General features: G+C 74.2%; 21 protein-coding genes and 1 pseudogene. 12 read left to right on the top strand and 10 right to left on the bottom strand.

Annotated elements, in window-relative coordinates; genetic code table 11:
• The 3 genes from ACFVFS_RS36745 to ACFVFS_RS36735 form a co-directional block, all read right to left on the bottom strand.
• Positions 1–637, bottom strand: a 637-nt coding sequence (locus tag ACFVFS_RS36745; RefSeq protein ID WP_380629309.1) for an asparagine synthetase B family protein, incomplete at its 3' end; no start/stop codon positions are given.
• Positions 637–1,392, bottom strand: coding sequence for a hypothetical protein (locus ACFVFS_RS36740; RefSeq protein WP_380629308.1), 756 nt, complete (start codon positions 1,390–1,392; stop codon positions 637–639). The genes ACFVFS_RS36745 and ACFVFS_RS36740, both read right to left, overlap by 1 nt.
• Positions 1,393–1,625: 233 nt before the next feature.
• On the bottom strand, positions 1,626–2,564 hold the full coding sequence (locus ACFVFS_RS36735; protein ID WP_380629307.1) for a LuxR C-terminal-related transcriptional regulator: 939 nt from the start codon (positions 2,562–2,564) through the stop codon (positions 1,626–1,628).
• 632 nt (positions 2,565–3,196) lie between these two features.
• Between ACFVFS_RS36735 and ACFVFS_RS36730 the strand changes: the two genes are divergently transcribed.
• From ACFVFS_RS36730 to ACFVFS_RS36690, 9 genes and pseudogenes are all read left to right on the top strand, one after another.
• The gene (locus tag ACFVFS_RS36730; protein WP_380629306.1) at positions 3,197–4,141 is read left to right on the top strand and encodes an ABC transporter permease; all 945 of its coding nucleotides are present in this window, start codon (positions 3,197–3,199) and stop codon (positions 4,139–4,141) included.
• A gap of 2 nt (positions 4,142–4,143) precedes the next feature.
• On the top strand, positions 4,144–5,055 hold the full coding sequence (locus ACFVFS_RS36725) for an ABC transporter permease (RefSeq protein ID WP_380629305.1): 912 nt from the start codon (positions 4,144–4,146) through the stop codon (positions 5,053–5,055).
• Positions 5,052–5,900: an ATP-binding cassette domain-containing protein gene (locus ACFVFS_RS36720; RefSeq protein ID WP_380629304.1), complete on the top strand. Its 849-nt coding sequence runs from the start codon at positions 5,052–5,054 to the stop codon at positions 5,898–5,900. The genes ACFVFS_RS36725 and ACFVFS_RS36720 overlap by 4 nt, the downstream gene beginning before the upstream one ends.
• On the top strand, positions 5,897–6,697 hold the full coding sequence (locus tag ACFVFS_RS36715) for an ABC transporter ATP-binding protein (RefSeq protein WP_380629302.1): 801 nt from the start codon (positions 5,897–5,899) through the stop codon (positions 6,695–6,697). Before ACFVFS_RS36720 ends, ACFVFS_RS36715 begins: the two co-directional genes overlap by 4 nt.
• Before the next feature lie 143 nt (positions 6,698–6,840).
• Complete coding sequence (locus ACFVFS_RS36710; RefSeq protein WP_380629301.1) at positions 6,841–8,460, top strand: ABC transporter substrate-binding protein; 1,620 nt, start codon at positions 6,841–6,843, stop codon at positions 8,458–8,460.
• Positions 8,461–8,485: 25 nt separating this feature from the next.
• Positions 8,486–9,505, top strand: a complete 1,020-nt coding sequence (locus ACFVFS_RS36705; RefSeq protein WP_380629300.1) for an LLM class F420-dependent oxidoreductase — start codon at positions 8,486–8,488, stop codon at positions 9,503–9,505.
• A gap of 115 nt (positions 9,506–9,620) precedes the next feature.
• Positions 9,621–10,715, top strand: a complete 1,095-nt coding sequence (locus ACFVFS_RS36700; RefSeq protein WP_380629299.1) for an LLM class flavin-dependent oxidoreductase — start codon at positions 9,621–9,623, stop codon at positions 10,713–10,715.
• A gap of 155 nt (positions 10,716–10,870) precedes the next feature.
• The gene (gene metK, locus ACFVFS_RS36695; protein WP_380629312.1) at positions 10,871–12,079 is read left to right on the top strand and encodes a methionine adenosyltransferase; all 1,209 of its coding nucleotides are present in this window, start codon (positions 10,871–10,873) and stop codon (positions 12,077–12,079) included.
• Between the two features lie 46 nt (positions 12,080–12,125).
• A pseudogene (locus tag ACFVFS_RS36690) lies at positions 12,126–13,067 on the top strand (carbohydrate kinase family protein).
• Positions 13,068–13,255: 188 nt separating this feature from the next.
• Here ACFVFS_RS36690 and ACFVFS_RS36685 read toward each other — a convergent pair.
• Complete coding sequence (locus ACFVFS_RS36685) at positions 13,256–14,710, bottom strand: BTAD domain-containing putative transcriptional regulator (RefSeq protein ID WP_380629298.1); 1,455 nt, start codon at positions 14,708–14,710, stop codon at positions 13,256–13,258.
• A gap of 161 nt (positions 14,711–14,871) precedes the next feature.
• Between ACFVFS_RS36685 and ACFVFS_RS36680 the strand changes: the two genes are divergently transcribed.
• Positions 14,872–15,471, top strand: coding sequence for an RICIN domain-containing protein (locus ACFVFS_RS36680; protein WP_380629297.1), 600 nt, complete (start codon positions 14,872–14,874; stop codon positions 15,469–15,471).
• 102 nt (positions 15,472–15,573) lie between these two features.
• Here ACFVFS_RS36680 and ACFVFS_RS36675 read toward each other — a convergent pair whose 3' ends face one another.
• From ACFVFS_RS36675 to gndA, 4 genes are all read right to left on the bottom strand, one after another.
• Entirely contained in the window at positions 15,574–15,732 is a 159-nt protein-coding gene (locus ACFVFS_RS36675) for a hypothetical protein (protein ID WP_380629296.1), read from the bottom strand.
• 64 nt (positions 15,733–15,796) lie between these two features.
• A complete protein-coding gene (locus ACFVFS_RS36670; RefSeq protein WP_380629295.1) occupies positions 15,797–16,807 on the bottom strand; it encodes an aldo/keto reductase in 1,011 nt (336 codons plus the stop codon).
• A gap of 256 nt (positions 16,808–17,063) precedes the next feature.
• Positions 17,064–17,837: an SDR family NAD(P)-dependent oxidoreductase gene (locus ACFVFS_RS36665; protein WP_380629294.1), complete on the bottom strand. Its 774-nt coding sequence runs from the start codon at positions 17,835–17,837 to the stop codon at positions 17,064–17,066.
• A gap of 38 nt (positions 17,838–17,875) precedes the next feature.
• On the bottom strand, positions 17,876–19,327 hold the full coding sequence (gene gndA / locus ACFVFS_RS36660) for an NADP-dependent phosphogluconate dehydrogenase (protein WP_380629310.1): 1,452 nt from the start codon (positions 19,325–19,327) through the stop codon (positions 17,876–17,878).
• A gap of 233 nt (positions 19,328–19,560) precedes the next feature.
• Here gndA and ACFVFS_RS36655 point away from each other — a divergent pair, with 233 nt between their 5' ends.
• Entirely contained in the window at positions 19,561–20,724 is a 1,164-nt protein-coding gene (locus ACFVFS_RS36655; protein WP_380629293.1) for a low temperature requirement protein A, read from the top strand.
• A gap of 204 nt (positions 20,725–20,928) precedes the next feature.
• On the top strand, positions 20,929–21,474 hold the full coding sequence (locus tag ACFVFS_RS36650) for a hypothetical protein (RefSeq protein WP_380629292.1): 546 nt from the start codon (positions 20,929–20,931) through the stop codon (positions 21,472–21,474).
• A 59-nt stretch (positions 21,475–21,533) separates the two neighbouring features.
• Here ACFVFS_RS36650 and ACFVFS_RS36645 read toward each other — a convergent pair whose 3' ends face one another.
• Together ACFVFS_RS36645 and ACFVFS_RS36640 are read right to left on the bottom strand one after the other, a co-directional pair.
• The gene (locus ACFVFS_RS36645) at positions 21,534–22,310 is read right to left on the bottom strand and encodes a thioesterase II family protein (RefSeq protein WP_380629291.1); all 777 of its coding nucleotides are present in this window, start codon (positions 22,308–22,310) and stop codon (positions 21,534–21,536) included.
• A gap of 87 nt (positions 22,311–22,397) precedes the next feature.
• Positions 22,398–23,443: beta-ketoacyl reductase (locus ACFVFS_RS36640; RefSeq protein WP_380629290.1), on the bottom strand; the 1,046-nt coding region annotated here is incomplete at its 5' end.

The following is a 23,443-nucleotide window of genomic DNA, read 5'->3' as shown; positions in this document are numbered from 1 at the left end:
CCCGTACCAGTCGGCCCGGCCGGACCTCGTTCAGCCCCCGGAAGAGCCCGTGGCCGGCGGTCGGGGCGGCGGGCAGCGCGAAGAGCTCGGCCACGCCCTGGGCGTCCAGCTCGGCGCGGAACAGCGGATTGGCCAGCAGGGCCTTCGGCTCGGAGCCGAACAGCACCCCCGAGCGGTGGGCGTGCCAGTAGAGCGGCTTGATCCCCAGGTGGTCCCGGACCAGCAGCAGTTCCTCATCGCGGGCGTTCCACAGGGCGTAGGCGAAGATTCCGTTGAAGCGCTCGGGGGCGGCGGCGCCCCACTGGAGATGCGCGCGCAGCAGCACCTCGGTGTCCGAGTCCGTCCGGAAGACGTGCCCGTGGCCCTCCAGCTCGCGCCGCAGCTCACGGTAGTTGTACAGCTCGCCGTTGTAGCCCAGGACGACCTGCGGGGCGTGCGGGGCGTCCGCCAGCGGCTGCACGCCGCCGTCCAGGTCGATCACCGACAGCCGGCGGTGGCCCAGCGCGAGGTGCCGGGACAGCCACACCCCCTCGGCGTCCGGGCCCCGGCATGCCAGGGTGCGGGTCATCTCCCGGACCGTCCGCTCCTCGCGGCGCAGGTCCGCCTCCCAGTCCAGCCAGCCTGTCACGCCGCACATCACGCCTCCTGGCGGGGGTCGGAATCGGAAGGGGCCGAGGCCTCCCAGCGGCAGCCGTGGCCCGTCGGGCCGCTCAGCAGCCGGACGGCCGGGCGGAAGCCCTTGGCGCGGATGTTGGAGGACACCGCCTCCGTGCAGTACGTGCAGGGGGAGGCCAGGGTGAGGCGGACACCGGATCGGCGGGCCTGCTCGCGGTAGTCCCAGATGGCGCAGTGGGTGATGGTCAGTGCGGAGTGCTCCGCAGGGTCCTGGCCGGTGCTGTGGTCATCGTCGAACTCGTAGTCGGAGCCGTACAGTTCGGCCTGGCGGGCGAGGCGGTGCATCGGGTCGGCGGCGCCGCGGCCGTAGTCCGGCTCCACCTCGCGGTGCACCTCGGCGTTCGACCGGGCCCACTCGGCGAGCACCGGCTCGCCGTACCGGGACACCAGGAAGCGCTCCATCAGCGCCTGGCCCCGGAAGAACACCCGCTGCCACTCGGGCGCGCCGGCGGAACCCTCCTCGGGGAGGTCCGCGAACACGGCGGACTGCAGGGCGAACCAGTCGGTCAGGTGGACCTCGTCCCCACGGGACACCAGGAACCTGGTCAGGCCGGCCTCGGCCTCGTGCAGGCGGCGGCGCCACAGCGCCGAACGCTCGGCGTCCGGCATCGAACGGTACGGGGACGGGGGCAGCTCGGGCGGCAGACCGGGGCCGGCCACCGGCAGAACGGCGGTGGCCGGCGCGGGCGGTACGGCCCCCTCGGGCGGGATGCTCAACGGGTCACTCCCTTCGGCGGATCGCGGTGTCGCAACCGTATGAAGGGGGGTGGTGGGGGGAGTAGCCCCGAACGGACCCACTGGTGGCGACGATCGGAGACCGGGAGTGCGCCGAAGGTCGCCCTCGGGGGCGTGCGGTGGCTGGGGTGGGTGGGGGTGTTGTGGGTGGGTCGGGTGCGGGGCGGGGTCTGGCGCCGCGCGCGGTTCCTCGCGCCCCCGAGGTCGGTGGTGGGTCAGCCGGCGAGGCCGTGGCGGTGGGCGTAGAGAGCGGCGCGGAGGCGGTCGGAGTGGCCGGTCTTGCGCATGGCGGAGGTGAGGTGCTTCTTCACGGTGGCTTCCGCGAGGGCGAGTTCGCGGCCGATCTCGGCGTTGCTGAGGCCCCGGGCGAGCTGGGCGAGGACTTCGCGTTCGCGTTCAGTCAGGCCGACCTGCTGGAGCGGCGGTTCGGCGGCCTGGCCGGCCAGGCTGGCGGGGTGGACGCGGGCCGGGGGCGGGGCGGGGAGGAAGACCGAGCCGCCGGCGGCGGCGAGTTGGACGGCGGCGATGATGCGGTCCTCGGGCAGGTCCAGCGGGAAGCAGCCGACGGCGCCGGCCAGCAGGATGCGGCTGGCCTCGGCGGTGGACTCGGCGCGTCGCAGCAGGACGACCCGGGTGTCCGGGGCGCCCTCCGGCCCGCGCAGGGCGGCGGCGGCGGCCAGGTCCTCGCCGAGCGAGGCGCCCCGGCCCAGCAGGACGAGGTCCGGCCGGACCCGGCGGACGGCGGCCACGGCGGAGGCCGGGTCCCCGGTGCTGCCGACCACGGTCAGTCCCGGCGCCGTGGCCAGTACGGACCGCAGGCCGGCACTGGCCACGGGGTGCCGTTCGACCAGGAAGACCCGGGTGGCGCCGGCCGCGGCCGCCTCGCTGCCGCACATCGGGTGCCCGCAGTCGCAGGCGGCGGCGGGTGCGGCGGGCTGCGGGCCGGGCTCGGCCAGCAACTGGTGACCGACGATCAGGTCGAGCGGGTTGTCGATCTCGCTGTGCAGTGCCTCGGCCCCGATCACCGGGCCGACGCCGATGTGGGAGAGCCGGCGGGCGCTGCCCCGGTGCGGGACCCGGTGCGGATGCGGGTCGCGGGCGCCGGTGGGGAGGGCGCGCTGGGGGGCGTACTGCGACAGGGCGTACTGCGGCATGGCGGGTGCGGTCCCCTCGGACGTGGCGGGCCGGCTCGTGGGCACGGCTGCTGCGGCGGGGCCTGGTACGGAGGTCGTGGGCCGGAGGCGGCCGACGGCGGGGCGTACGGGCCTGGTGCGGGAGCGCTGCTGCCGGGGTCGGGGCTCGGCGTCAGCGCTGGAGAGCGCGAGGACACAGCTCGTCGAAACACCTGCGGTGCCACGAGCCGCCGATACCGACCAGGGTGAAGCCGGTCCGCCGGATTGCCATGCCAGCAGGGTAGTTCCGGGCCTCGTAGCAGGTCAAGGACGGGACGGCGGTCCGGCGGAGGCGGTAGCCGGCTGCCCCGCGCGGCAGATCCTATGACCTGGGGTAACAGCATGAACTGCTGACTGGTTGTCAACGCCGCTCATCCGCGACCTTCATGACGTCGACCTTCCGCCGCCCACCCGGTGCGCCGAGCCGTTCCGACGTGCCCCGGACCGTTCCGGCGCGTCCCGGCCCGCCGCCAGGGCCGCCCCACCTCGAAGGTTCCCCGCAGACCGCCCGCCGGTGCCACCGGCCCCCGTCCGGAAAGGAATTCCGCCATGCCCGCCGCCGACCACCGGACGGCCGCCCGACCCGGCGAGGCCCAGCCCCGAGGGGTGCGCGGATGACCGGGTTCCTGCTGCGCCGCCTGCTGCTCGCGGTGCCGACCCTGCTCGGGGTGACGGTGGTGGTGTTCGCCACGGTGGCCCTGGTGCCGGGCGATCCGCTGACCGCGCTGCTGGGGCCGGGCGCCCCGCCGGAGGCCCGCCGGGAGCTGTCCGAACGACTGGGCCTGGACGAGCCGCTGCCGCTGCGCTACCTCGGCTGGCTGGGCGAGGCGGCCGGCGGCGACCTCGGGGTCTCCATCTCGGCGCAGCGCCCGGTGACCGAACTGCTCGGCTCCGCGCTCGGCCAGACCCTGCTGCTGGCCGGCGCCGCCTTCCTGCTGGTGCTGGCCGGCGGGGTGCTGCTGGGGGCCCTCGGCGCGCTGCGGCCGAACGGCCCGCTGGGCCGGCTGTGCGACGCCCTGGGCACGCTGGCGGTCTCCGCGCCGCAGTACTCGGTGGCGCTGCTGCTGATCGCGGTGTTCGCGGTCAACCTGCGCTGGCTGCCGGCCGGTGGCACCCACGACGTGTTCGGCGACGGCGGCGCGGGCGACCTGCTGCGCCACCTGGTGCTGCCCGCCGTGGCGGCCGCATTCGTACCGCTGGGCCTGACGGCCAAGGTGTTCCGGGCGGCGCTCTCCGCCGTGCTGGCGGGGGAGTTGGCAGACAGCCTGCGGGCCCGCGGCCTGAGCCGGTCCGCGGTGCTGCGGCACTGCGTGCACAACGCCTCGCCGGCCCTGCTGACCATCGGCGGCCTGCAACTCGCCTACCTGCTGGAGGGCGTGGTCTTCGTGGAGACCCTGTTCGCCTGGCCGGGCGTCGGCCGGCTGCTGTACGACGCGCTGACCGCCCGCGACCTGCCGCTCGTCCAGGGCGGGGTGCTGGTGGTGGCGGTCGCCTTCGTCGGGATCAACCTGCTGGTGGACGCCGCGCACGCGGCGATCGACCCGCGCGTGCGGAGCTGACCGTGACGCTGACCGCCAAACCCGCCGGACCCGCCGGACCCGCCGGACCCGCCGGACCCGTCGAGCCCGGAGCCGTCCGGCGCGCCCCCCGGGACGTCCTGCTGCTGCTCTCCGCCGGGGCCGCCGCCCTGCTGGTGCTGCTCGCCCTCGGCGCGCCGCTGGTGGCCCCGTACGACCCGGCGGTCGGCTCGCTGGAGGACCGGCTGCTCGACCCGGGCGCCCCCGGCCACCCGCTCGGCACCGACGGCCAGGGCCGGGACGTGCTCAGCCGGCTGATCTGGGCCGGCCGGGCCTCGCTGGTCGGCGGCCTGGTACCGGTGCTGGTGGCCGTCACCGTCGGCACCCTGCTGGGCATCGCCGCCGGGCTGGGCGGCCGGGTCACCGAGCAGGCGCTGCTGCGTACCCTCGACGTGCTGTACGCCTTCCCCGGGGTGCTGCTCGCCATCGCGGTGGCCACCCTGCTGCGGCCCGGCCTGGGCGCCACCGTGCTCGCGCTCTCGGTGGTGCTCACCCCGGCGGTGGCCCGGGTGGCCTTCACCGAGGTGCGGCGCATCCGCACCGCCGAGTACCTGGAGGCCGCCCGGGTCAGCGGGGCCGGCGGGCTGGACCTGGCGGTGCGCCAGGTGGTGCCGGTGGTCGCACCGGTGGTGCTGGTGTACGCGGCCTCGCTGGTCGGCCTGTCCGTGGTGTACGCGGCCGGGCTGTCCTTCCTGGGCCTGGGCGTGGCGCCGCCCACCGCCGAGTGGGGCGCGATGCTCGACGAGCTGCGCCCCAGCCTGTTCACCCACCCGTGGGTGGCGGTGCAGCCGGCCCTGGTGATCCTGCTGGTCTCGGTGGTCTTCAACACCCTCGGCGAGCGGCTGCGCCGACGGATCGGCGACAGCGGAGCACACCTTCCGGAGGCGGGCCGATGAGTGTCCTGGACGTGGCCGGACTGGCCGTGGAGTACCCCGGCGGAGTCCGGGCGGTGGACGGGGTCTCCTTCTCCGTCGACGCGGGCGAGGCGCTGGTCCTGCTGGGCGAGTCCGGCAGCGGCAAGACCACCGCCGCCCGTACGGTGCTCGGCCTGCCCGGGCGCGGGGCCCGGGTCAGCGGCTCGGTGACGCTCTCCGGCACCGACCTGCGGGCCCTGGACGCCCGGGGCTGGTCCCGGGTGCGCGGCGCCCGGATCGGCTACGTCCCGCAGGACCCGACCGGCTCGCTGGACCCGCTGCGCCGGATCGGCCCGCAGCTCGCCGAAGTCCTGCTGCGCCACCGCCGGGCCGACGGCCGCCGGGCCGCCCGGGAGGCCGTGCCCGCCCTGCTCGCCGAGGCCGGGGTGGCGGAGCCGGAGCGCGTCGCCCGCGCCTACCCGCACGAACTCTCCGGCGGGCTGCGCCAGCGCGCGGCCATCGCCATCGCGGTCTGCTGCGGCCCCGAGCTGCTGATCGCGGACGAGCCCACCACCGCCCTGGACGCGCTGGTGCGGGGACGCGTCCTCGACCTCTTCGACGAACTGCGCCGCCGGCGCGGCATCGCCCTGCTGCTGGTCACCCACGACCTGACGGCGGCCCGCCGGATCGGCGGCCGGGTGGCCGTGCTGCGGGCCGGCCGGATCTTGGGCACCGGGCCGATCGAGCAGGTGCTCGGCGCGAGTCCCGGCACCGCCGCCGATGGCGATGCCGACCCTGCCGCCGATGCCGATGCCGATGCCGATGCCGATGCCGCCGCCGATGCTGCCGATGGCCTGGCGGCCGCCGAACCGGGAGGCCGTCGATGAACGCCGAGTCCGCCGGCACGCCGCTGCTGGAGATCACCGGGGTCCGCAAGGGCTTCCGCCGGGGCACCCTCGCCCTCGACGGCGTCAGCCTGCGGGTGGCACCCGGCGAGACGGTCGGCCTGGTCGGCGAGTCCGGCTCCGGCAAGTCCACGCTGGCCCGGCTCGCCCTGGGCCTGCTCGCCCCCGACGAGGGCACCGTCCGGTTCGCCGGACAGGACCCGTACGGGCTGCGCGGGCGGCGGGCCCGACCCGTCCGTGCCCGGCTCCAGTTCGTACCGCAGCACCCGCGCGGCTCCCTCAACCCCGCGCTGCGGGCCGGCGAGGCGGTGGCCACCGCGCTGCGCCTGCACGGCACCCCGCGCCGGGAGCGGCCCGCCGCCGTGGCGGAGCTGTTCGGGCAGGTCGGCCTGGGCGCCGAGCTGGCCGCGCGCTACCCCCGGGAGCTGTCCGGTGGTCAGCTCCAGCGGGTGGCCGTGGCCCGGGCCCTGGCCACCCGGCCGGACCTGGTGGTCTGCGACGAGCCGACCTCCGCCCTGGACCCCGCGGTGCAGGAACGCCTGCTGGGCCTGCTCGCCGGACTCCAGCAACGCACCGGCCTGGCCTACCTGTTCATCTCGCACGACCTGGCGGTGGTCCGCCGGATCGCGCACCGGGTGCTGGTGCTGAGGCACGGTCGGGTGGTCGAGGAGGGCACCGCCGACACCCTGTGGTCGGCCCCCGCCCACCCGTACACCCGGGCCCTGCTGGCGGCCGCCGAGTGCGGGCCGGCGCCCGTCGTCCAGGGCGCCCGCCACTGAGCCCGTCCACCACCGCACGTCCCGCCGCCCCGTCGCCGCCCTTCCGGCCCCCGACCGCGCGCCCCGCGGCCGCCCCTCCGCCGCCCCTCCGCCGCCCTTCCCCGTCCCCGTACCGCCGACCCGACCAGTGACAAGGAACAGCCATGACGCACCACCGCCCCGCCCGCATCAGCCCCAGAGCCGGCGCGCTGCCGGCCGCCGCCGTCGTGCTGCTCGCCGCCGCGGGCTGCGGCGAGGAGGCGGCGTCCCCGGCCGTCGGCGGCGAGGGTCGGGGCGGCACCCTGGTGGTCGGCGCCACCGGCAAGCTGCCCAACCCCGACACCGTGATCGGCGGGGCCGGCTTCGAGGGCAAGCGGCTGGTCAGCTTCCAGATCTACGAGGGCCTGACCCGCTACGACCTGTCCGCCACCGACCGCCCGCCGGCCGTCACCGGCGCGCTCGCCGAGTCCTGGAAGGTCGCCGAGGACTCCCGCACCTGGACCTTCACGCTGCGCAAGGGCGTCACCTTCCAGGACGGCACCCCCTTCGACGCCGACGCCGTGCTGTTCAACCTGGACCGCTACCTCAACAAGCAGAGCGAGTACTACACCGACGCGATCGGCGCCGCCGCCGAGGAGTACGCGGGCTCCATCACCACCTACCGCAAGCTCGACGCCGACCACGTCGAACTGGTCACCAAGGACCCCAACGGCCATTTCCCCGAGGACCTGGCGCACGTCCTGATCGCCAGCCCCACCGCGGTGCGGAAGACCGGCTCCAAGGACTTCGCCAAGCAGCCCGTCGGCACCGGCCCGTTCTCCTTCGTCTCGCTCACCGAGGGCCAGCAGATCGAACTGACCGCCAACAAGTCCTACTGGCGCGGCGCGCCCAAACTGGACCGGCTGATCGTCAAGCCGCTGCCGGACGCCGCCGCCCGCACCGCCGCACTGCGCTCCGGCGGGGTCAACTGGATCGAGTACCCCAACCCCGACGACATCGAGAGCCTCCAGCGGGACGGCGTCCGGATCGCCACCAACAGCTACGACCACATCTGGTACTGGATCCTCGACACCTCCAAGGCGCCCTGGAACGACCCCCGGGTGCGCAAGGCCGCCAACTTCGCCGTCAACCGGCAGGCCATCGCCGAGAAGCTGCTGCGCGGCACCGCCGACCCGGCCCTCCAGGCCGCCCCGCGCGCCACCTTCGCCTACGACCCGGCCGGCGACGCCTACGGCTACGACCCGGCCAAGGCCAAGGCGCTGCTCGCCGAGGCGGGGGTGGCCGACGGCTTCAGCACCTCCGTCACGGTGCCCACCGGCGGCTCCGGCAACCTGCTGCCCGTGCCGATCGCCGAGGCCATCCAGCGCGACCTGGCAGCCGTCGGCATCAAGGCCGAACTGCGCACCACCGACTGGTCCACGCTGATCGGCGCCGAGGCCAAGGGCCAGGTCGCGCTCGGCTCGGACGCCATCGCGCAGTCCACCACACTGTTCCAGTCCGAGGCGCTGCTGCCGCTGTTCGTCGGTTCCAAGAGCCCGTTCTGGACGGGCCACTACAGCAACCCCAAGGTCGACGAACTGCTGAAGTCCGCCTCCGCCCAGCCCGACCAGGCCAAGCGGCAGGCCGACTACCGGCAGGCGCTCTCCCTGGTGACCGCCGACGCGCCCTGGCTGTTCGTGGTCAACGACCGCAACCCGCGCGCCCTCTCGCCCAAGGTGCAGGGCCTGGTGCAGCCGCAGTCCTGGTTCATCGACCTGACCACCGTCTGGGTCGGCAAGAAGTGACCCCCGTACGAGAGAAGGCCGCTCGATGACCACCCCGCACGCACCCGACCGCCGCGCCGAGCCGCCGAAGTGGGGCATCACCCTCCCACTGCCCGGCCTGACCATCGACCGGCACCGCTTCATCGTCGAACGGCTGCCGGAACTCGGGTACACCGACGTCTGGAGCGCCGAGGGCGGCGGCACCGACGCCTTCACCCCGCTGGCCGCCACCGCCGCCTGGTCCCCGTCGCTGCGGATCGGCACCGGCATCGTCCCGGTGCACACCAGGGGCCCCGCCGTGCTCGCCCAGACCGCCGCCACCCTGGCCCAACTCGCTCCCGGCCGACTGCTGCTGGGAATCGGAGCCTCCGTGCCGGCGCACGTCACCGACATCAACGGCATCCCCTTCGACGAACCGTTCAAGCGCACCCGGGACGTGCTGCGCTTCCTCACCCGGGCACTGCGCGGCGAGCACATCGCCGGGGACTTCGACACCTTCTCGATCACCGGCTACCGGCTGCCGCACCCGCCCGTCGAACCGGTCAAGGTGATCCTGGGCGCGCTGCGCCCCGGCATGCTGAAGCTCGGCTTCAACGAGGGCGACGGCGCGATCACCAACCTGCTCTTCCCCGAGGACGTGCCCAAGGTGCTGGACGCCGTCGGGCCGCAGCCGCCGGGCAAGGAACTGGTGGTCAAGGTGTTCGTCTGCCCCACCGAGGACGCCGACTACGCGCACCGGGCCTCCCGGCCGTTCCTGGCCTGGATCCTCAATCGCGAGCCCTACCGCAAGTTCCACGAGTGGCTGGGCCACGGCGAACTGCTGAAGGAGGCCCACGAGCGCTGGGCGGCCGGCGACCCGGAGGGCTCGCAGCGGGCGCTGCCGGACGAGGTGGTCGACGGCCTGTTCGTCTCCGGCTCGCCCGAGGAGTGCCGGGAGCGCATCCTGCGGTACCACCGGCCCGGCGTCACCACCATCCAGCTGTACGTGTCGCTGCCGCCCGAGGTGTTCGTCAGCCGGTCCCGGCTGCTGGACACCCTGGCGCGGCTCGGCCCGGCCGCCGGGTAGCGCCGCCGGGCAGCGCGCCCGGTCCATGGCACCCGGCCCCTGTCCAGGTGCGACCCGGCAGGGGCCCGGGCAGGGCGCGTACCCCCCGTGAACGAACGAATGCGAAGGCAGGGCAATGGAGTTGGAGATCCGGGGCGGCGTGAGAGCCGCCCCCGTGCACGGCCGGACACCGCGCGAGCGGCAGGCGCTGCGCTTCGCCCCGGACCTGCCGGAGCGCGCCGCCGACCCCGGGCACGTCGCCCGGACGGCCCGCGAGAACGAGGAGGACGGGCTGGACAGCGCCCTCGTGGTGCAGTCCAGCTCCTGGCCGGACCCGTGGCTGGTGGCCACCTGGGCGCTGGCCGCCACCAGCCGGCTGCGGATCGCCGTCGCCCACCGCGTCGGCACCACCGCACCCACCGTCGCCGCCCGCCAACTGGCCACCCTGGACCGGCTGTCGGGCGGCCGGGCGGCGGCCCATGTGATCGTCGGCTCCAGCGACCTCGACGTCGCCAGGGACGGCGACCTGCTCGGCAAGCAGGACCGCTACCGGCGCGCCGACGAGTACCTCACCCTGCTGCGCCGCTCACTGACGGCGGAGGAGGAGTTCGACCACAGCGGCGAGTTCTACCGCGTCCAGGGCGCCCGCCCCGGGCTGCGGCCCGAGCCGCGCGGCGAACTGCTCTCCTTCGGGGGCTCCTCCCCGCAGGGCGTACGGCTGGCGGCCCAGCATGCCGAGGTGTACGCCATACCCGCCCTTCCGCTGCCCGACACCCGCCGCCGGATAGCCGAAGTCCGGGCGGCGGCAGCCGGGTTCGGGCGGGTGGTGCGGATCTGGCGGCACCTCACCCTGGTGCTGGCCGACACCGACGAGGCCGCCCGGGACAAGGTCCGCGAACTGCGCCGGGAGGCACTGCGGCTCACCGCCGGCCCGGACGGCCACCGGTTCGCCCAGGCCGTCGCCCTGGACCGCGACCGCGAGCGGGGCCGGGCCGCCGAGGAACGGCCGGGCGAGCAGGTGGCCGCCTACGTCCGCCGCTCCTTCGCCGCCACGTACGCGGGCTCGCCCGCCACCGTCGCCCGCCGGATCAACCAGCTGCGGGCGGCCGGGGTGGACATCGTCCAGCTCGACCTGTCCACCGAGACCGACCAGGACCGGGCCCGGCGGCGGGAACTCGTCGCGCTGCTCCGCTCGCCCGGGGTGCCGGCCGCCCGACAGCGGGGCTGGTAGCCGCGGGCCCGTCCGGATTGCCGCCGTGACATGCCGTCAAGTGCTGTCGAGTGCCGTCAAGTGCCATGAACCGCTGTGTGCCGCCGGGCACCGCCGCGGTCCGCTGTGAAGCGCCACGAACTGCCATGACCCGCCACGACCTCAGGGAGAACCAGATGGCCAAGCGCCTGTTCACCTCCGAGTCCGTCACCGAGGGACACCCGGACAAGATCGCTGACCAGATCAGCGACACCATTCTCGACGCCCTGCTCAAGGAGGACCCGAAGTCCCGGGTCGCGGTCGAGACGCTGATCACCACCGGCCTGGTGCACATCGCCGGCGAGGTCACCACGAAGGCGTACGCGCCGATCGCGCAGCTGGTGCGGGAGAAGATCCTGGAGATCGGCTACGACTCCTCGAAGAAGGGCTTCGACGGGGCGTCCTGCGGTGTGTCGGTGTCGATCGGCGCGCAATCGCCGGACATCGCGCAGGGTGTGGACACCGCGTACGAGGCCCGGGTCGGGGGCACCGGCGACGGCCAGGACGGGGACGACCTGGACCGGCAGGGGGCGGGCGACCAGGGGCTGATGTTCGGGTACGCCTCGGACGAGACGCCGGAGCTGATGCCGCTGCCGATCACGCTGGCGCACCGGCTGGCCCGCCGGCTGTCGGAGGTCCGCAAGAACGGGACGATCCCGTACCTGCGGCCGGACGGGAAGACCCAGGTCACCGTCGAGTACGACGGGGACCGGGCCGTCCGCCTGGACACCGTGGTGGTCTCCTCGCAGCACGCCGGCGACATCGATCTGGAGTCGCTGCTCACCCCCGACATCCGCGAGCACGTGGTAGAACCCGTACTGGCCGAATTCGCCATCGACGCCTCGGAGCACCGGCTGCTGGTGAACCCGACCGGCCGGTTCGAGATCGGTGGTCCGATGGGCGACGCGGGTCTGACGGGCCGGAAGATCATCATCGACACGTACGGCGGTTTCGCACGGCACGGGGGCGGGGCGTTCTCGGGCAAGGACCCGTCGAAGGTGGACCGTTCGGCGGCGTACGCGATGCGGTGGGTGGCGAAGAACATCGTGGCGGCGGGTCTGGCGCGGCGGGCCGAGGTGCAGGTGGCGTACGCGATCGGGAAGGCCGAGCCGGTGGGCCTGTTCGTGGAGACCTTCGGCACGGAGACGGTGGACGTGCTGAAGATCCAGGAGGCCGTGGTGGAGGTCTTCGACCTGCGGCCGGCCGCGATCATCCGGGACCTGGACCTGCTGCGGCCGATCTACGCGCAGACCGCCGCGTACGGGCACTTCGGCCGCGAGCTGCCGGACTTCACCTGGGAGCGCACCGACCGCGTCCAGGAACTCAAGGCGGCCGCCGGTGTCTGAACACGGCGCCGTGGTGGTCAGCGGCTCCATCGCCACCGACCACCTGATGACCTTCCCCGGCCGCATCGCCGAACAGCTCCTGCCCGGGGAACTGGACCGCGTCTCGCTCTCCTTCCTGGTCGACGGCCTGGAGATCCGGCGTGGCGGCGTCGGCGCCAACATCGCGCTCGGGCTGGGCCGGCTCGGACTGCGGCCCGTGCTGGTCGGGGCGGTCGGCGCCGACCACACCGAGTACGACACCTGGCTGCGCGCCAACGGCGTCGACACCCGGGGCGTGCTCACCGACCCCGAACTGTTCACCGCCCGCTTCCTGTGCACCACCGACCAGGACCAGAACCAGATCGCCTCCTTCTACCCCGGCGCGATGAGCCGGGCCGCCGACATCGACCTGCACGAGGTCCTGGCCCGCACCGGCCCGGCCCGGATCGTGCTGATCGGCCCCGACGACCCCGGCGCGATGCTGCGCCGCACCGAGGAGGCCCGCAGCGCCGGCATCCCGTTCGCCGCCGACCCCTCCCAGCAACTCGCCCGCCTCACCGGCGAACAGGCCCTCGCCCTGGTGGACGGCGCGGCCCTGCTCTTCACCAACGCCTACGAACGGAGCCTGCTGCTGCGGCGCACCGGCCTCACCGAGGACGACCTGCTCAAGCGCGTCGGCAGCTAGTTCACCACCCTGGGCGCGGACGGCGTCCGGATCGAACGCCAGGGCCACCCGCCCATCGACGTCCGCCCGCCCCGCGAACTGCGCCGCGCCGACCCGACGGGCGTCGGCGACGCCTTCCGCGCCGGCGTCCTCGCCGCGGACACCTGGGGCCTCTCCCTACGGGCCGCCGCCGAAGTCGGCTGCCTGCTCGCCACCCTGGCCCTGGAATCCGTCGGCACCCAGGAGTACGACTTCCAGCCCGAAACCTTCCTCAGCCGCCTCGCCACCACCTACGGCCCCGAAGCCGCCACCCACGTCCGCCCCCATCTCCCCACCCCCACCTGACCGGCCCACCGCCGGGCACTTCACGATGACGTACCGTCATGTCCTTCTGGAAGCGCGACGCAGGGTCGCCGTGTGACGGCCAGGTCGATCCGAGCAGGAGCGACGCGGTGGGACGGGCTCGGGTCACGGCCCTTCCCGCGACCGGCACAGCGAACCGAGACGGAGTGGGTGGGGCGGGCGGTGGGCGGTCAGGGTGGGAGGAGCTGGTCGAAGTCGGTCGGGTGGGTGCCGTGGCGGGTACGGGTGTGTTCCAGGATGGCGGCCTTCAGGGTGGGGGTGTGGACCTCGGGGAGGGTGCGGGGGGAGGGGTGGTCGGGGGTGTGTTCGTAGTTCCAGACGATGGCGTCGAGGAAGACGGGGGCGGTGAAGCGCCAGCCGTGGAGGAGGATCGCCTGGGAGATCGCCGGGTAGGGGGTGTGGAGGGGGTTGGCGAGCCAGCTGAGGAGGGCGGGGCGGGGGACGCTGAAGTCCACGCCGGACCTGGCGAGTGCCTGGAGGACGGTGGGGGCGAGGGGTGGGGCGTTGCGGTCGGGGTCGAGGGTGATGAGGTCCGCCCAGAGCTGTGTCGCGTCCGCGGTGGTCGTTCGGGCGTCCTGCGGGTTGTTCTCCCGGTCGAGGGCCTCTGCGGCGGCGAAGAGTTCCTGTGCGCGTTCGACCGGGGCGGGTGAGGGGTCGTCGGTCTCGGGCCGGTCGCAGGTGGCACGCCCGAGGACGTGGGCCGATGCCGCCGCGGGGAGGAGTACGGCGGCCAGGAGGGTCAGGAGGGCGCGTCGGTGGGGCGTGCTCACGCGCTTGGGGTTCGATGCCGTGGTGGGGTCGGCGGGCGGGGGAGGCGCGGGCCGGGGTTGCCGGGGAGGGCGGGGGACGGCGGCTTTCGGGGGCGGATCGCCGATCAGGACGGTCCGGTAGAGGGTCCGGAGCTCCCGGCCGGGGCCGGCGCCCAGTTCCTCGGCCAGTCGTCGTCGGACGGTGCCGTAGCGGTCGAGGGCCTCCGCTTCCCGCCCGGCCGCGTGCAGGGCCTGGATCAGGACGTGCTCCAGGGGTTCGGCCAGCGGGTACTCGGTGGTGAGGTCGGGCACGGTGGAGATGACCGCGGTGGGGCGGCCGAGTCGGAGTTCCGTCCGGGCCCACCGCACCGCCGCGTCCAGGCGTCGTTGGTGCCAGCTCGCCCGGATCTGCGCGGCCCAGTCGCCCGAGAGGCCGGCCAGGGGCTCGCCGCGCCACAGGTGCAGTGCCTCGGCGAGGGTCGCGGACCGGGCCTCGTCGTCGTGCTGTCGGTCGTGGGCCTGTTCGACCAGTCGGCGGAAACGGTGGAGATCCACCAGGTCGGGGTCGACGTCCAGGACGTAGCCGGCGTGGCGGCGCTCGATCCGCGCCGCGGTGCCGCCGTCGGGGGCGGCCGTCTGTCGCAGCAGCCCCCGGATCCGGCTCAGGTGCGCGTACAGCACGGGCCGGGGGTTGGCGGGCGGGGCGTGGCCCCAGACCCGGTCGACGAGGGCCTCGATCGTGATCGGTCTTCGGGCGTCGACGAGCAGCGCGGCCAGGACCACCTGCTGCCGTGGCGTCCCGACGTCGAGGAGTCGGCCCGCCGACCGCACCTCGATCTCGCCCGACAGCTGGAAGCCGACCGGCCGGAAGTCCACATGTACCCCCCATGTGATCAACAGCGCATGCGAAACGTCCCGGCCCCCATGCTGGCTGGGCCGCAAGACGGCCGCAAGGTCGGTGCACAGGCCGCGGCCCCAGGGTGGGGGGCTGTCCGGGCCGATCGGCTCGGGCATCGAGACCCGCGGAGGGAAACAGCATGCGGATATCCCTGCCCCGACGGCCCGGCCGGTCCCGGCTCGCTCCGGCGGCCCTGGTGGCGGCCCTGGCGTTCGCCGTGTTCGCGGCGTTCGGCTCCACACCCGCCCAGGCGGCGGAGCCCACCCGCTACGAGATCGTGAACGTCCGGACCGGGCTGCGCGCCGACGTCATGTGGGCGTCGACCGCCGCGTACACCGGTGTCTTCCTGTGGCCGAACAACGCCAGCGCCTCCCAGGAGTTCGAGCTGCTCGACAGCGGGAACGGGTACTTCCGGATCAAGGCCCGGCACTCCGGCCAGTGCCTGATGCTCGACTGGCGCTCGGGGACCTACTCGAACGGCACCGGAATCCTCCAGTACCCGTACTGCGACGCCGGCTACGCACCGGCCGAGTGGACCACCGCGTGGGTGGGGCACACCTGTATGTGCTTCCCCACGACCATGATCCTGAAGAACCGGGCCACCGGACGGTGCCTGGACTCGGAGGCCGGGTCCGGGACGCCCGGTCAGCAGGCCCGCCTGCAGCAGTGGGACTGCATCACCACCGACGAGGCGTGGAACACGGCGAACCAGAGCTGGAACCTGCTGCAGCTCAGCTGAACGGCGCGAACTCCGCACAGTCGGGAGCACGGCCGCGGCCCGGTCCGGGACGGGTGTCCCGGACCGGGCCGCGGCCGTTCGCGCGTGACGGTTCTCCGGGCGTCAGCGCGCGAAGCTCCAGAAGCCGATGAGCGGGCCGGCACCGGCGGCGAGGCAGACCAGGACGGCGGCCGCCCACGTGCCCGGACCTGCCGGTGCGGTGGTGCGCTCCTCGTCGGTCGCGTGTGCGCGGTGTGACAGCGGAGTCGTGCGGGTTTCCACGTCTGGTCCTTCTCGGTGCCGGTGGCGGGGTGGGGCGGGTGTGGGGGTGTGGGGGTGTGGGTGCTCAGGCGCCGTGGGGCAGGGGGGCGGCGGGGCTGACGAGGCCGGTGGTGCGCAGATCGGTCCAGAAGGCGGTGGGGATGTCCTCGTTGAGGGCGGTGATGTCCTCGGCGATGCGGCTGGGCCGGGTGGCGCCGGGGATGACGGCGGCGGAGGCGGGGTGGGCGAGGGAGAACTGGAGGGCGGCGGCCTTGATGGAGACGCCGTGGCGGGCGGTGAGGTCCTTCAGCTTGGCGACCTTCTCCAGGATGGCGGGCGGGGCGGGCTGGTATTCGAAGTGGGTGCCGCCGGCGAGGACGCCGGAGCTGTAGGGGCCGCCGACGACCATGTCGACGTTCTGCTCCTGCGCCAGCGGCAGCAGCCGCTGGAGGGCGTGCTCGTGGTCGAGGAGGGTGTAGCGGCCGGCCAGCAGGAAGCCGTCGGGCTGCGGCTCGTCGAGGGCGAGGGTCATCTCGATCGGCTCGGTCTTGTTGACGCCCAGGCCCCAGGCCTTGATGACGCCCTCGTCGCGCAGGCGGGACAGGACGCGGAAGGCGCCGGTGCGGGCCTCCTCGAACTTCTGCAACCAGGCGTCGCCGTGGAAGTCCTGGGCGATGTCGTGGACCCAGACGATGTCGAGGCGGTCGGTGCGCAGGCGCTTGAGGCTGTCCTCGATGGAGCGCTCGGTGGCCGCGGCGGTCCACTCGTGGACGATCTTGTTGGGGTTGCCGTGCTCGAAGAGGCCGCCCTTCTCGCCGAGGTCGCGGGCGCCCTCCTCCTTCTCGTCGAGGATGACGCGGCCGACCTTGGTGGAGAGGACGTACTCGTCGCGGGGCTTGGCGGCCAGGATCTCGCCCAGGCGCTCCTCGGCGAGGCCGGCGCCGTAGAAGGGGGCGGTGTCGTAGTAGCGCACGCCCTGGTCCCAGGCGGCCTCGACGGTGGCGGCGGCCTCCTCGTCGGGGATCGCGCGGAACATGTTGCCGAGCGGGGCGGTGCCGAAGCCGAGGTTGCCGGGGAGGATGTTCTTCAGGGACATGACGGTGCCTTTTCGATCGGTGCTGCCGGGACATGACGGTGTTCCGGACGCGGGGCCGGGGCGTGGACGGACGGTCGGACGCCTCGGGGGAAGGGCGGCACTGCGGGCGGAGCCGCGGCAGGGGGCGCGCGGCGGCGCTCGGCAGGGCCGGGGGTGGGGCGCCTGGACGGATGCAGAAGCGCCTTACATGTGAAGACAATAGTTGCATGCGCCGGGTAATGCAAGGGGTGGCGCCGACGGTCCCCGAGGTGCCCGGTCAGGGGAGGATGGTGGGCAGGAGACCGCCGTCGACGCCGAGTGCCCGGCCGGTGGTCGCCGAGGACTGCTCGGAGGCCACGTAGGTGATCATGCTGGCGACCTCGTGCGGGCGGATCAGGCGCCGGAGCAGGGAGGCGGCCGCCCGGTTCTCGGCCAGGTAGCGCCGCTCCTGCTCGGCGGCGTCGAGGCCGGGGTAGAGCTCGTCGAACATGGCCAGCACGCCGTCGCTCATCGTGGGCCCGGGGAGCACGCAGTTCACCGTGACCCCGCTGCCGGCGACCTCCTGGGCCATGCCGCGGGAGACGGCCAGCTGCGCGGTCTTGGTCATCCCGTACTGCACCATGTCGGGCGGGGTCTGGACGCCCGCCTCGCTGCTGACGAAGATCACCCGGCCCCAGCCGCGCGCGACCATCCGCGGCGCGTAGTGGCGCGCCAGCCGCACCCCGGAGAGCACGTTGACCTCGTAGAACCGCAGCCAGTCCTCGTCGGGGATCTCGAAGACGGGCTTGGTCTCGAAGATGCCGGTGTTGTTGACCAGGATGTCGACGTCGGGCAGCTGCCGGACCAGCTCGGCGGTGCCCGCGGCCGTGCCGACGTCGGCGGCGATGCCGCGGCCGCCGATCCGCTTCGCCGTCTCGGCGACGCGGTCGGCGTTGCGGCCGTTGACCACGACGTCGGCGCCGGCGGCGGCCAGCGACTGCGCGGCCGCCGCGCCGATTCCCGCCGTCGAACCGGTGACCAGCGCGGTACGTCCGCTGAGATCGATCTGCATCGGGGGCACCTCTCGTGGGTGGGGGAAAGGCGGAGCGGCTACGCCGTCCCGGTGTCCGTGCGGACCTCCGGGCGCCCGGGCTCGGCCCAGCGCGTGTGGTAGCTGCCCTCGCGGTCGGTGCGGTGGTAGGTGTGGGCGCCGAAGAAGTCGCGCTGCCCCTGGATCAGCGCGGCGGGCAGGTGCTCGCCGCGCAGCGTGTCGTAGTACGCGAGCGCGGCCGAGAACGCCGGCACCGGGATCCCGCGGAGGGCGGCGGTGGCCACGACCGAGCGCCAGGACGGCAGGGCGTCGGCGATCTCCGCCGCGAACCGCTCCTCGGCGAGGAGGCTGACCAGGCCCGGGTCGGCGGCGTGGGCGGTGCGGATCCGGTCGAGGAACGCGGCCCGGATGATGCAGCCGCCGCGCCAGATCTTCGCCACCGCCCCGAGGTCGATGTCCCAGCCGTACTCGGCCGCCGCGTCGCGGATCATGGTCCACCCCTGGTCGTAGGCGATGACCTTCGAGGCGTAGAGGGCCCGCTCGACGTCGAGGACGCCGTGCCCGAGCTCGTGCGGGATCACCTCCGGGCTGCGTGCCGACAGGGGCCGGTAGACCGCCCGCAGCTCGGACCGGGAGGAGGCGACCCGGGCGAAGGTGGCCTGGGCGATGGCGGTGACCGGGGAGCCGAGGTCGAGCGCGGTCTGCACGGTCCAGCGGCCCGTGCCCTTCTGCTCGGCGGCGTCCCGGACGACGTCGACGAAGGGCCGGCCGGTGGCGGCGTCGGCGTGGGAGAGCACCTCGGCGGTGATCTCGATCAGGTAGGAGTCGAGCCGCCCCTCGTTCCAGGTGCGGAAGACCTCGGCGATCTCGGCCGGGCTGTACCCGCCGACCTCCCGCAGCAGTTGGTAGGCCTCGGCGATGAGCTGCATGTCGGCGTACTCGATGCCGTTGTGCACCATCTTCACGAAGTGGCCGGCCCCGTCGGTGCCGATATGGGTGCAGCACGGCTCGCCGTCCACGTGGGCGCTGATCCGCTCCAGCATGGGGCCGAGCACGGCGTAGGACTCGGGGGAGCCGCCGGGCATGACCGAGGGGCCGTGCAGCGCGCCCTCCTCGCCGCCGGAGACGCCGGTCCCGACGAAGTGGAGGCCGCGTTCGCGCAGCGCCCGCTCGCGGCGGCGGGTGTCGGCGAAGTGCGCGTTGCCGCCGTCGATGATCATGTCGCCCGCGTCCAGCAGCGGCGCGAACTCCTCGATGACCTCGTCGGTCGGCTGCCCGGCCTTCACCATGATCAGGATCCGGCGGGGCCGTTCCAGCGCGGCCACCAGCTCCTGCGGCGAGTGCGCCGGGACGAACGCGCCCTCGTGGCCGAACTCCTCGACCAGCGCCCGGGTCCGCCCCAGCGTGCGGTTGTGCACCGCGACCGTGTAGCCGTTGCGGGCGAGGTTCCGGGCGAGGTTGCGGCCCATCACCGCGAGCCCCGTCACGCCGATCTGTGCGGACGCCTCCATCGCCTCCATGACGGCTGCTCCTCTCTCGAAGTGCCGAGGGTGCCCGGCGGGCGCTCGGGCAGCCGGATCCAGGATTGCCACCGGAGGGCGGAGGTGCGCGGGGGGTTAGCCCACCCGGGCGGTTCGGGCGGGATCCCGCGTCGCGCGGCGGGACCCCGCGTTGCGCGGTGCCCGGGGCCGTCGGATCGTGAGCCCATGCCGAGCCACCACGCGCCCCGAGGGGGCGGGGCGACGTGACCTGCGCGCCGTTCGCCGTCCAGCGCCGGAGCGTCGCCCCGCTGGAGCTCTTCTTCGACCTGGTCTTCGTCTTCGCCATCGGCCAGCTCGCGGAGCACCTGCACGAGGAGCTGTCCTGGCGCGGGGCGGCCGAGACGGCGGTGATGCTGGTCGCGGTGCTCAGCTGCTGGGCCCTGACCAGCTTCGACGCCACCTTCCTGGACGTGGAGCTGCCCCGGACGCGGTGGCTGGTCCTGGCGGTGATGGGCCTGGGGCTGTTCATGAACGCCCAGGTCCCGCACGCGTTCGCCGACCGGTCGTGGGCCTTCGTCGTCCCGCTGGTCGCCGTCCTGCTCCTGACCGACGTCACGGCTGCCGCGACCGCCCCGACGGCCGTCCTGCGCCGGCACTACCGCAGGGTGACCGCCTGGGCGGCCGTCTCCGTCCCGCTCTGGATCGCCGGGGCGGCCGTCGGCTCCGGGCCGCGGCTGGCCTGGTGGGCCGTCGCCGCCGCGGTCGACATGATCGGTGTGTGGCTGGCGCACCCGCTGCCCGGGAGCGTCCTCAGCTCGCGCGACCTCGCGTTCGACGCCGACCACATGGTGGAACGGATCCGGCTGTTCATCATCCTGCAGCTCGGCGAGACCGTCCTGACCATCGGAACGGCGATCTCCGCCGCCCCGGTCGACGCCCCCACCGTGACCACCGGCCTCGGGGTGTTCGTCGCCCTGGTGTGCCTGTGCGCGAGCTACTTCCGGGGCGGCGAGGACATCCTGGCCCGGCACGTCGCGACCGCGGCCGACCGCCTGCTGCCGGTCCGGCACGCCGTGAGCGGCCAGTACCCCACGCTCGCCGGCCTGGTCACCTTCGCCGTCGGCGCCGAACTCGCCATCGGCCACCCCACCGGCCACGGCAGCGCCACGCTCAGCCTGCTGCTGTTCGGCGGAACGATCCTCTACGTGATCACCCAGGCCTGGTGGTACTACACCTCCACCGGGCAGGCCTGGGGCGTCCGGCTGCTGGCCTGCCTGGCCTGCGCCGTCGCCGCCGTCGCGGCCCGGTGGCTGCCGCCGCTGGCCTCCGTGCTGATCCTGGACGCGATCCTCGTCGCGCTCGTCCTCGCTCTGAAGCCGGTGCACCGGCGCGTCCTCGACGCCATGGTGGGGGAGGGGGAGGGCTGACCGCGACCTGCGCGGTGGCCGTCCGGCGCGGTCGGCCGTCCGCGCCGGACGGTGCGGACGGTTCTCGGGCGGGGCGGGGCGGCTGTGGGGTCCGCAGCCGAACGGCCGGGTGGCGGCTGGACAGCGGCCGTGCGGACCGGTATCGCCGCCACCCCCGGTGGGCACAATGAGTGTTGGACGGGTCACGACGAAGGGGGCCGTGCCGTGCTCACGCTCATCCTCGCCTGCGACGTGCTCTTCTGGGTCCTGCTGGCCGCCGGACTGGCCGCGCGCTACGCGTTCGGCCGCCCCCGGCTGGGCGGCGCACTGCTGTTCTGCGTCCCACTGGTCGACGTGGTGCTGCTGGCGGCCACCGTGCTGAGCATCCGTGACGGCGTCGAACCGACGCTCTGGCACGGCCTCTCGGCGGCCTACCTCGGCATCACGGTGGTCTACGGGCACCGGACGGTCCGCTGGGCCGACGCCCGGTTCGCCCGCCGCTACGCCGAGGCCCCGCCGCCCCCGCCGGTGAAGCTGTACGGGCGGGCCGCCGTCACGGACGCCTGGGCGGGCTGGTTCCGCTTCCTGCTCGCCTACGCGATCAGCGTCGGCCTGATCTTCGGCCTGGTGGCGCTGGTCGGCGGCATCGACCGGGGCGCGCCGCTGCTGGTCTGGCTCAACCCGCTCACCAAAGTCCTGCTCTACACCCTGATCTGGCCGGTCGTCACCACTCTCCGTCCCGCCCGCAGCCCGGACGGTCCGGTGGGCTAGCGCCCCGGCCGAAGCGGCTGTGCGCGCCGCTTCGGCCGGCTGCCTCCCGGCGGCCGCCGTCAGAGGCGGGACCGCAGGTGGGTGGTGACGGCGGTGGCCACGGCGGTCTCGGTCGGCCGGTCCGAGAGGTAGAAGTGGCCGCCCGGGAAGACCTGGAGGTCGAAGCCGGCCGAGGTGTGCTCGCTCCACGCGGCGCTCTCCTCGACGTCGACCCGGGGGTCGGAGCCGCCGATCAGGGCGACGATCGGGGTGCGGAGGGGAGTCGCGTCGGGTGCCAGGCGGTAGGTCTCGATCGCGCGGTAGTCGCTGCGGATGGCCGGGAGGACCATGCGCACCAATTCGTCGTCCAGGAGGAGGTCGGCGGACGTGCCGCTGAGGGCCTGGATCTCGGCGACGACCTGGTCGTCGTCGAGGAGGTGGACCTGCTCGCCGCCGGCCCGGGAGGGCGCCCGGCGCGCGGAGGCGAAGAGCACCACCGGCGTGCGCTCCCCGTCGCGCTCCAGCCTCCGCGCCACCTCGAAGGCCACGACCGCCCCCAGGCTGTGCCCGAAGAAGGCGTAGGGCAGCCCCTCCGGCGGACGGAAGGCCTCGTGGATCCGGTCCGCAAGGAGGCCGATGTCCTCCAGGGCCGGTTCCGCCCGGCGGTCCTGGCGACCCGGGTACTGGACCGCCAGCACGTCGACGTCGGCGTCGAACCGGCCCGCCAGCGGCCGGAAGAAGCTGGCCGAGCCGCCCGCGTGCGGAAAGCACAGGAGCCGGACCCGGGCGTCCGCCGGGCCGGGCGCCGGCCGCAGGGGCCGCAGCCAGAGGCTGCTGTCGATCGTCAGTTCTGCCATCTGATGGCCTCTCTCTTCCATGGTGTGCGCCGGGTGCGGGCGGGCGCGGGGCCCCCGCCCGGCACCCGGACGGCCGGTCGGTGACGGTCAGCCGGCGCCGAGTTCGTTGTCGATGAAGGCGAAGATCTCGTCGTCGGACGCGCTGCCGATCTGGTCGAGGACGCCGTCCCCGGCCCCGGTGCCGTTCAGCGACGCGAGCAGCGCCTGCAACCGCACCGAGAGCCCCGCGCGGACCTCGTCCGCGGACTGCTTCTGCGCGAAGGCCGCCTCGAACCGGTCGAGTTCAGCCAGCAGCGCGTCGGCCGGATCCGGGACCGCCTGCGCCAGCAGGTAGGACGCCAGGGCGGCGGGAGTCGGGTGGTCGAACACCAGCGTCGCGCCCAGCCGCAGCCCGGTGGTGCTGATCAGCAGGTTGCGCAGTTCGACCGCGGTGAGCGAGTCGAAGCCCATGTCGAGGAAGCCTCGGTCGAGGTCCAGGCCACCGGCGTTCGAGTGCCCCAGCACCGTGCCCACGCACTGGCCCACGAGATCGAAGACGATCCGCCGCTGCTCCTCCTCGCCGAGACCGGTGAGCCGGGCGCTGAGGGGCGTCCCGCCCGCGCCCGTGCTCGCGGCCCTGGCGCCGCCGGCCGCCGCCCCCGCCGACGGACGCCGGCGCCGGGCCGGGGCCAGGCCGTGCAGGACGGGCGAGGCGTTGTCGTCCAGGTTGGTGAGGTCGAGGTGGACGGGGGCGAGGGCGGGGTGGTTGGTGGTGAGGGCGGTGTCGAAGAGGTGGAGTCCTTGGAGGGTGGTGAGGGGGGCGATGCCGGAGCGGGCGATGCGGGCGAGGTCGGTGTGGGAGAGTTCGTCGGCCATGCCGCTGGTGTCGCCGCCCCAGAGTCCCCAGGCGAGGGAGGTGGCGGGGAGGTTGTGGGTGTGGCGGTGGTGGGCGAGGGCGTCGAGGTAGGTGTTGGCGGCGGCGTAGTTGGCCTGTCCGGCGTTGCCGATGATGCCGGTGATGGAGGAGAAGAGGACGAACGCGGACAGGTCCAGGTCTTCGGTCAGTTCGTGGAGGTTCCAGGCGGCGTCGACCTTGGGGCGCAGCACGTCTGCCAGTTGTTCGGGGGTGAGGCTGGTGAGGAGGGTGTCGGCGA

Source organism: Kitasatospora sp. NPDC057692 (genome assembly GCF_042799475.1).
Lineage (GTDB): Bacteria > Actinomycetota > Actinomycetes > Streptomycetales > Streptomycetaceae > Kitasatospora.
The sequence above is the reverse complement of the archived record's forward strand: the minus strand, read 5'-3'. Positions and strand labels throughout refer to the sequence as shown.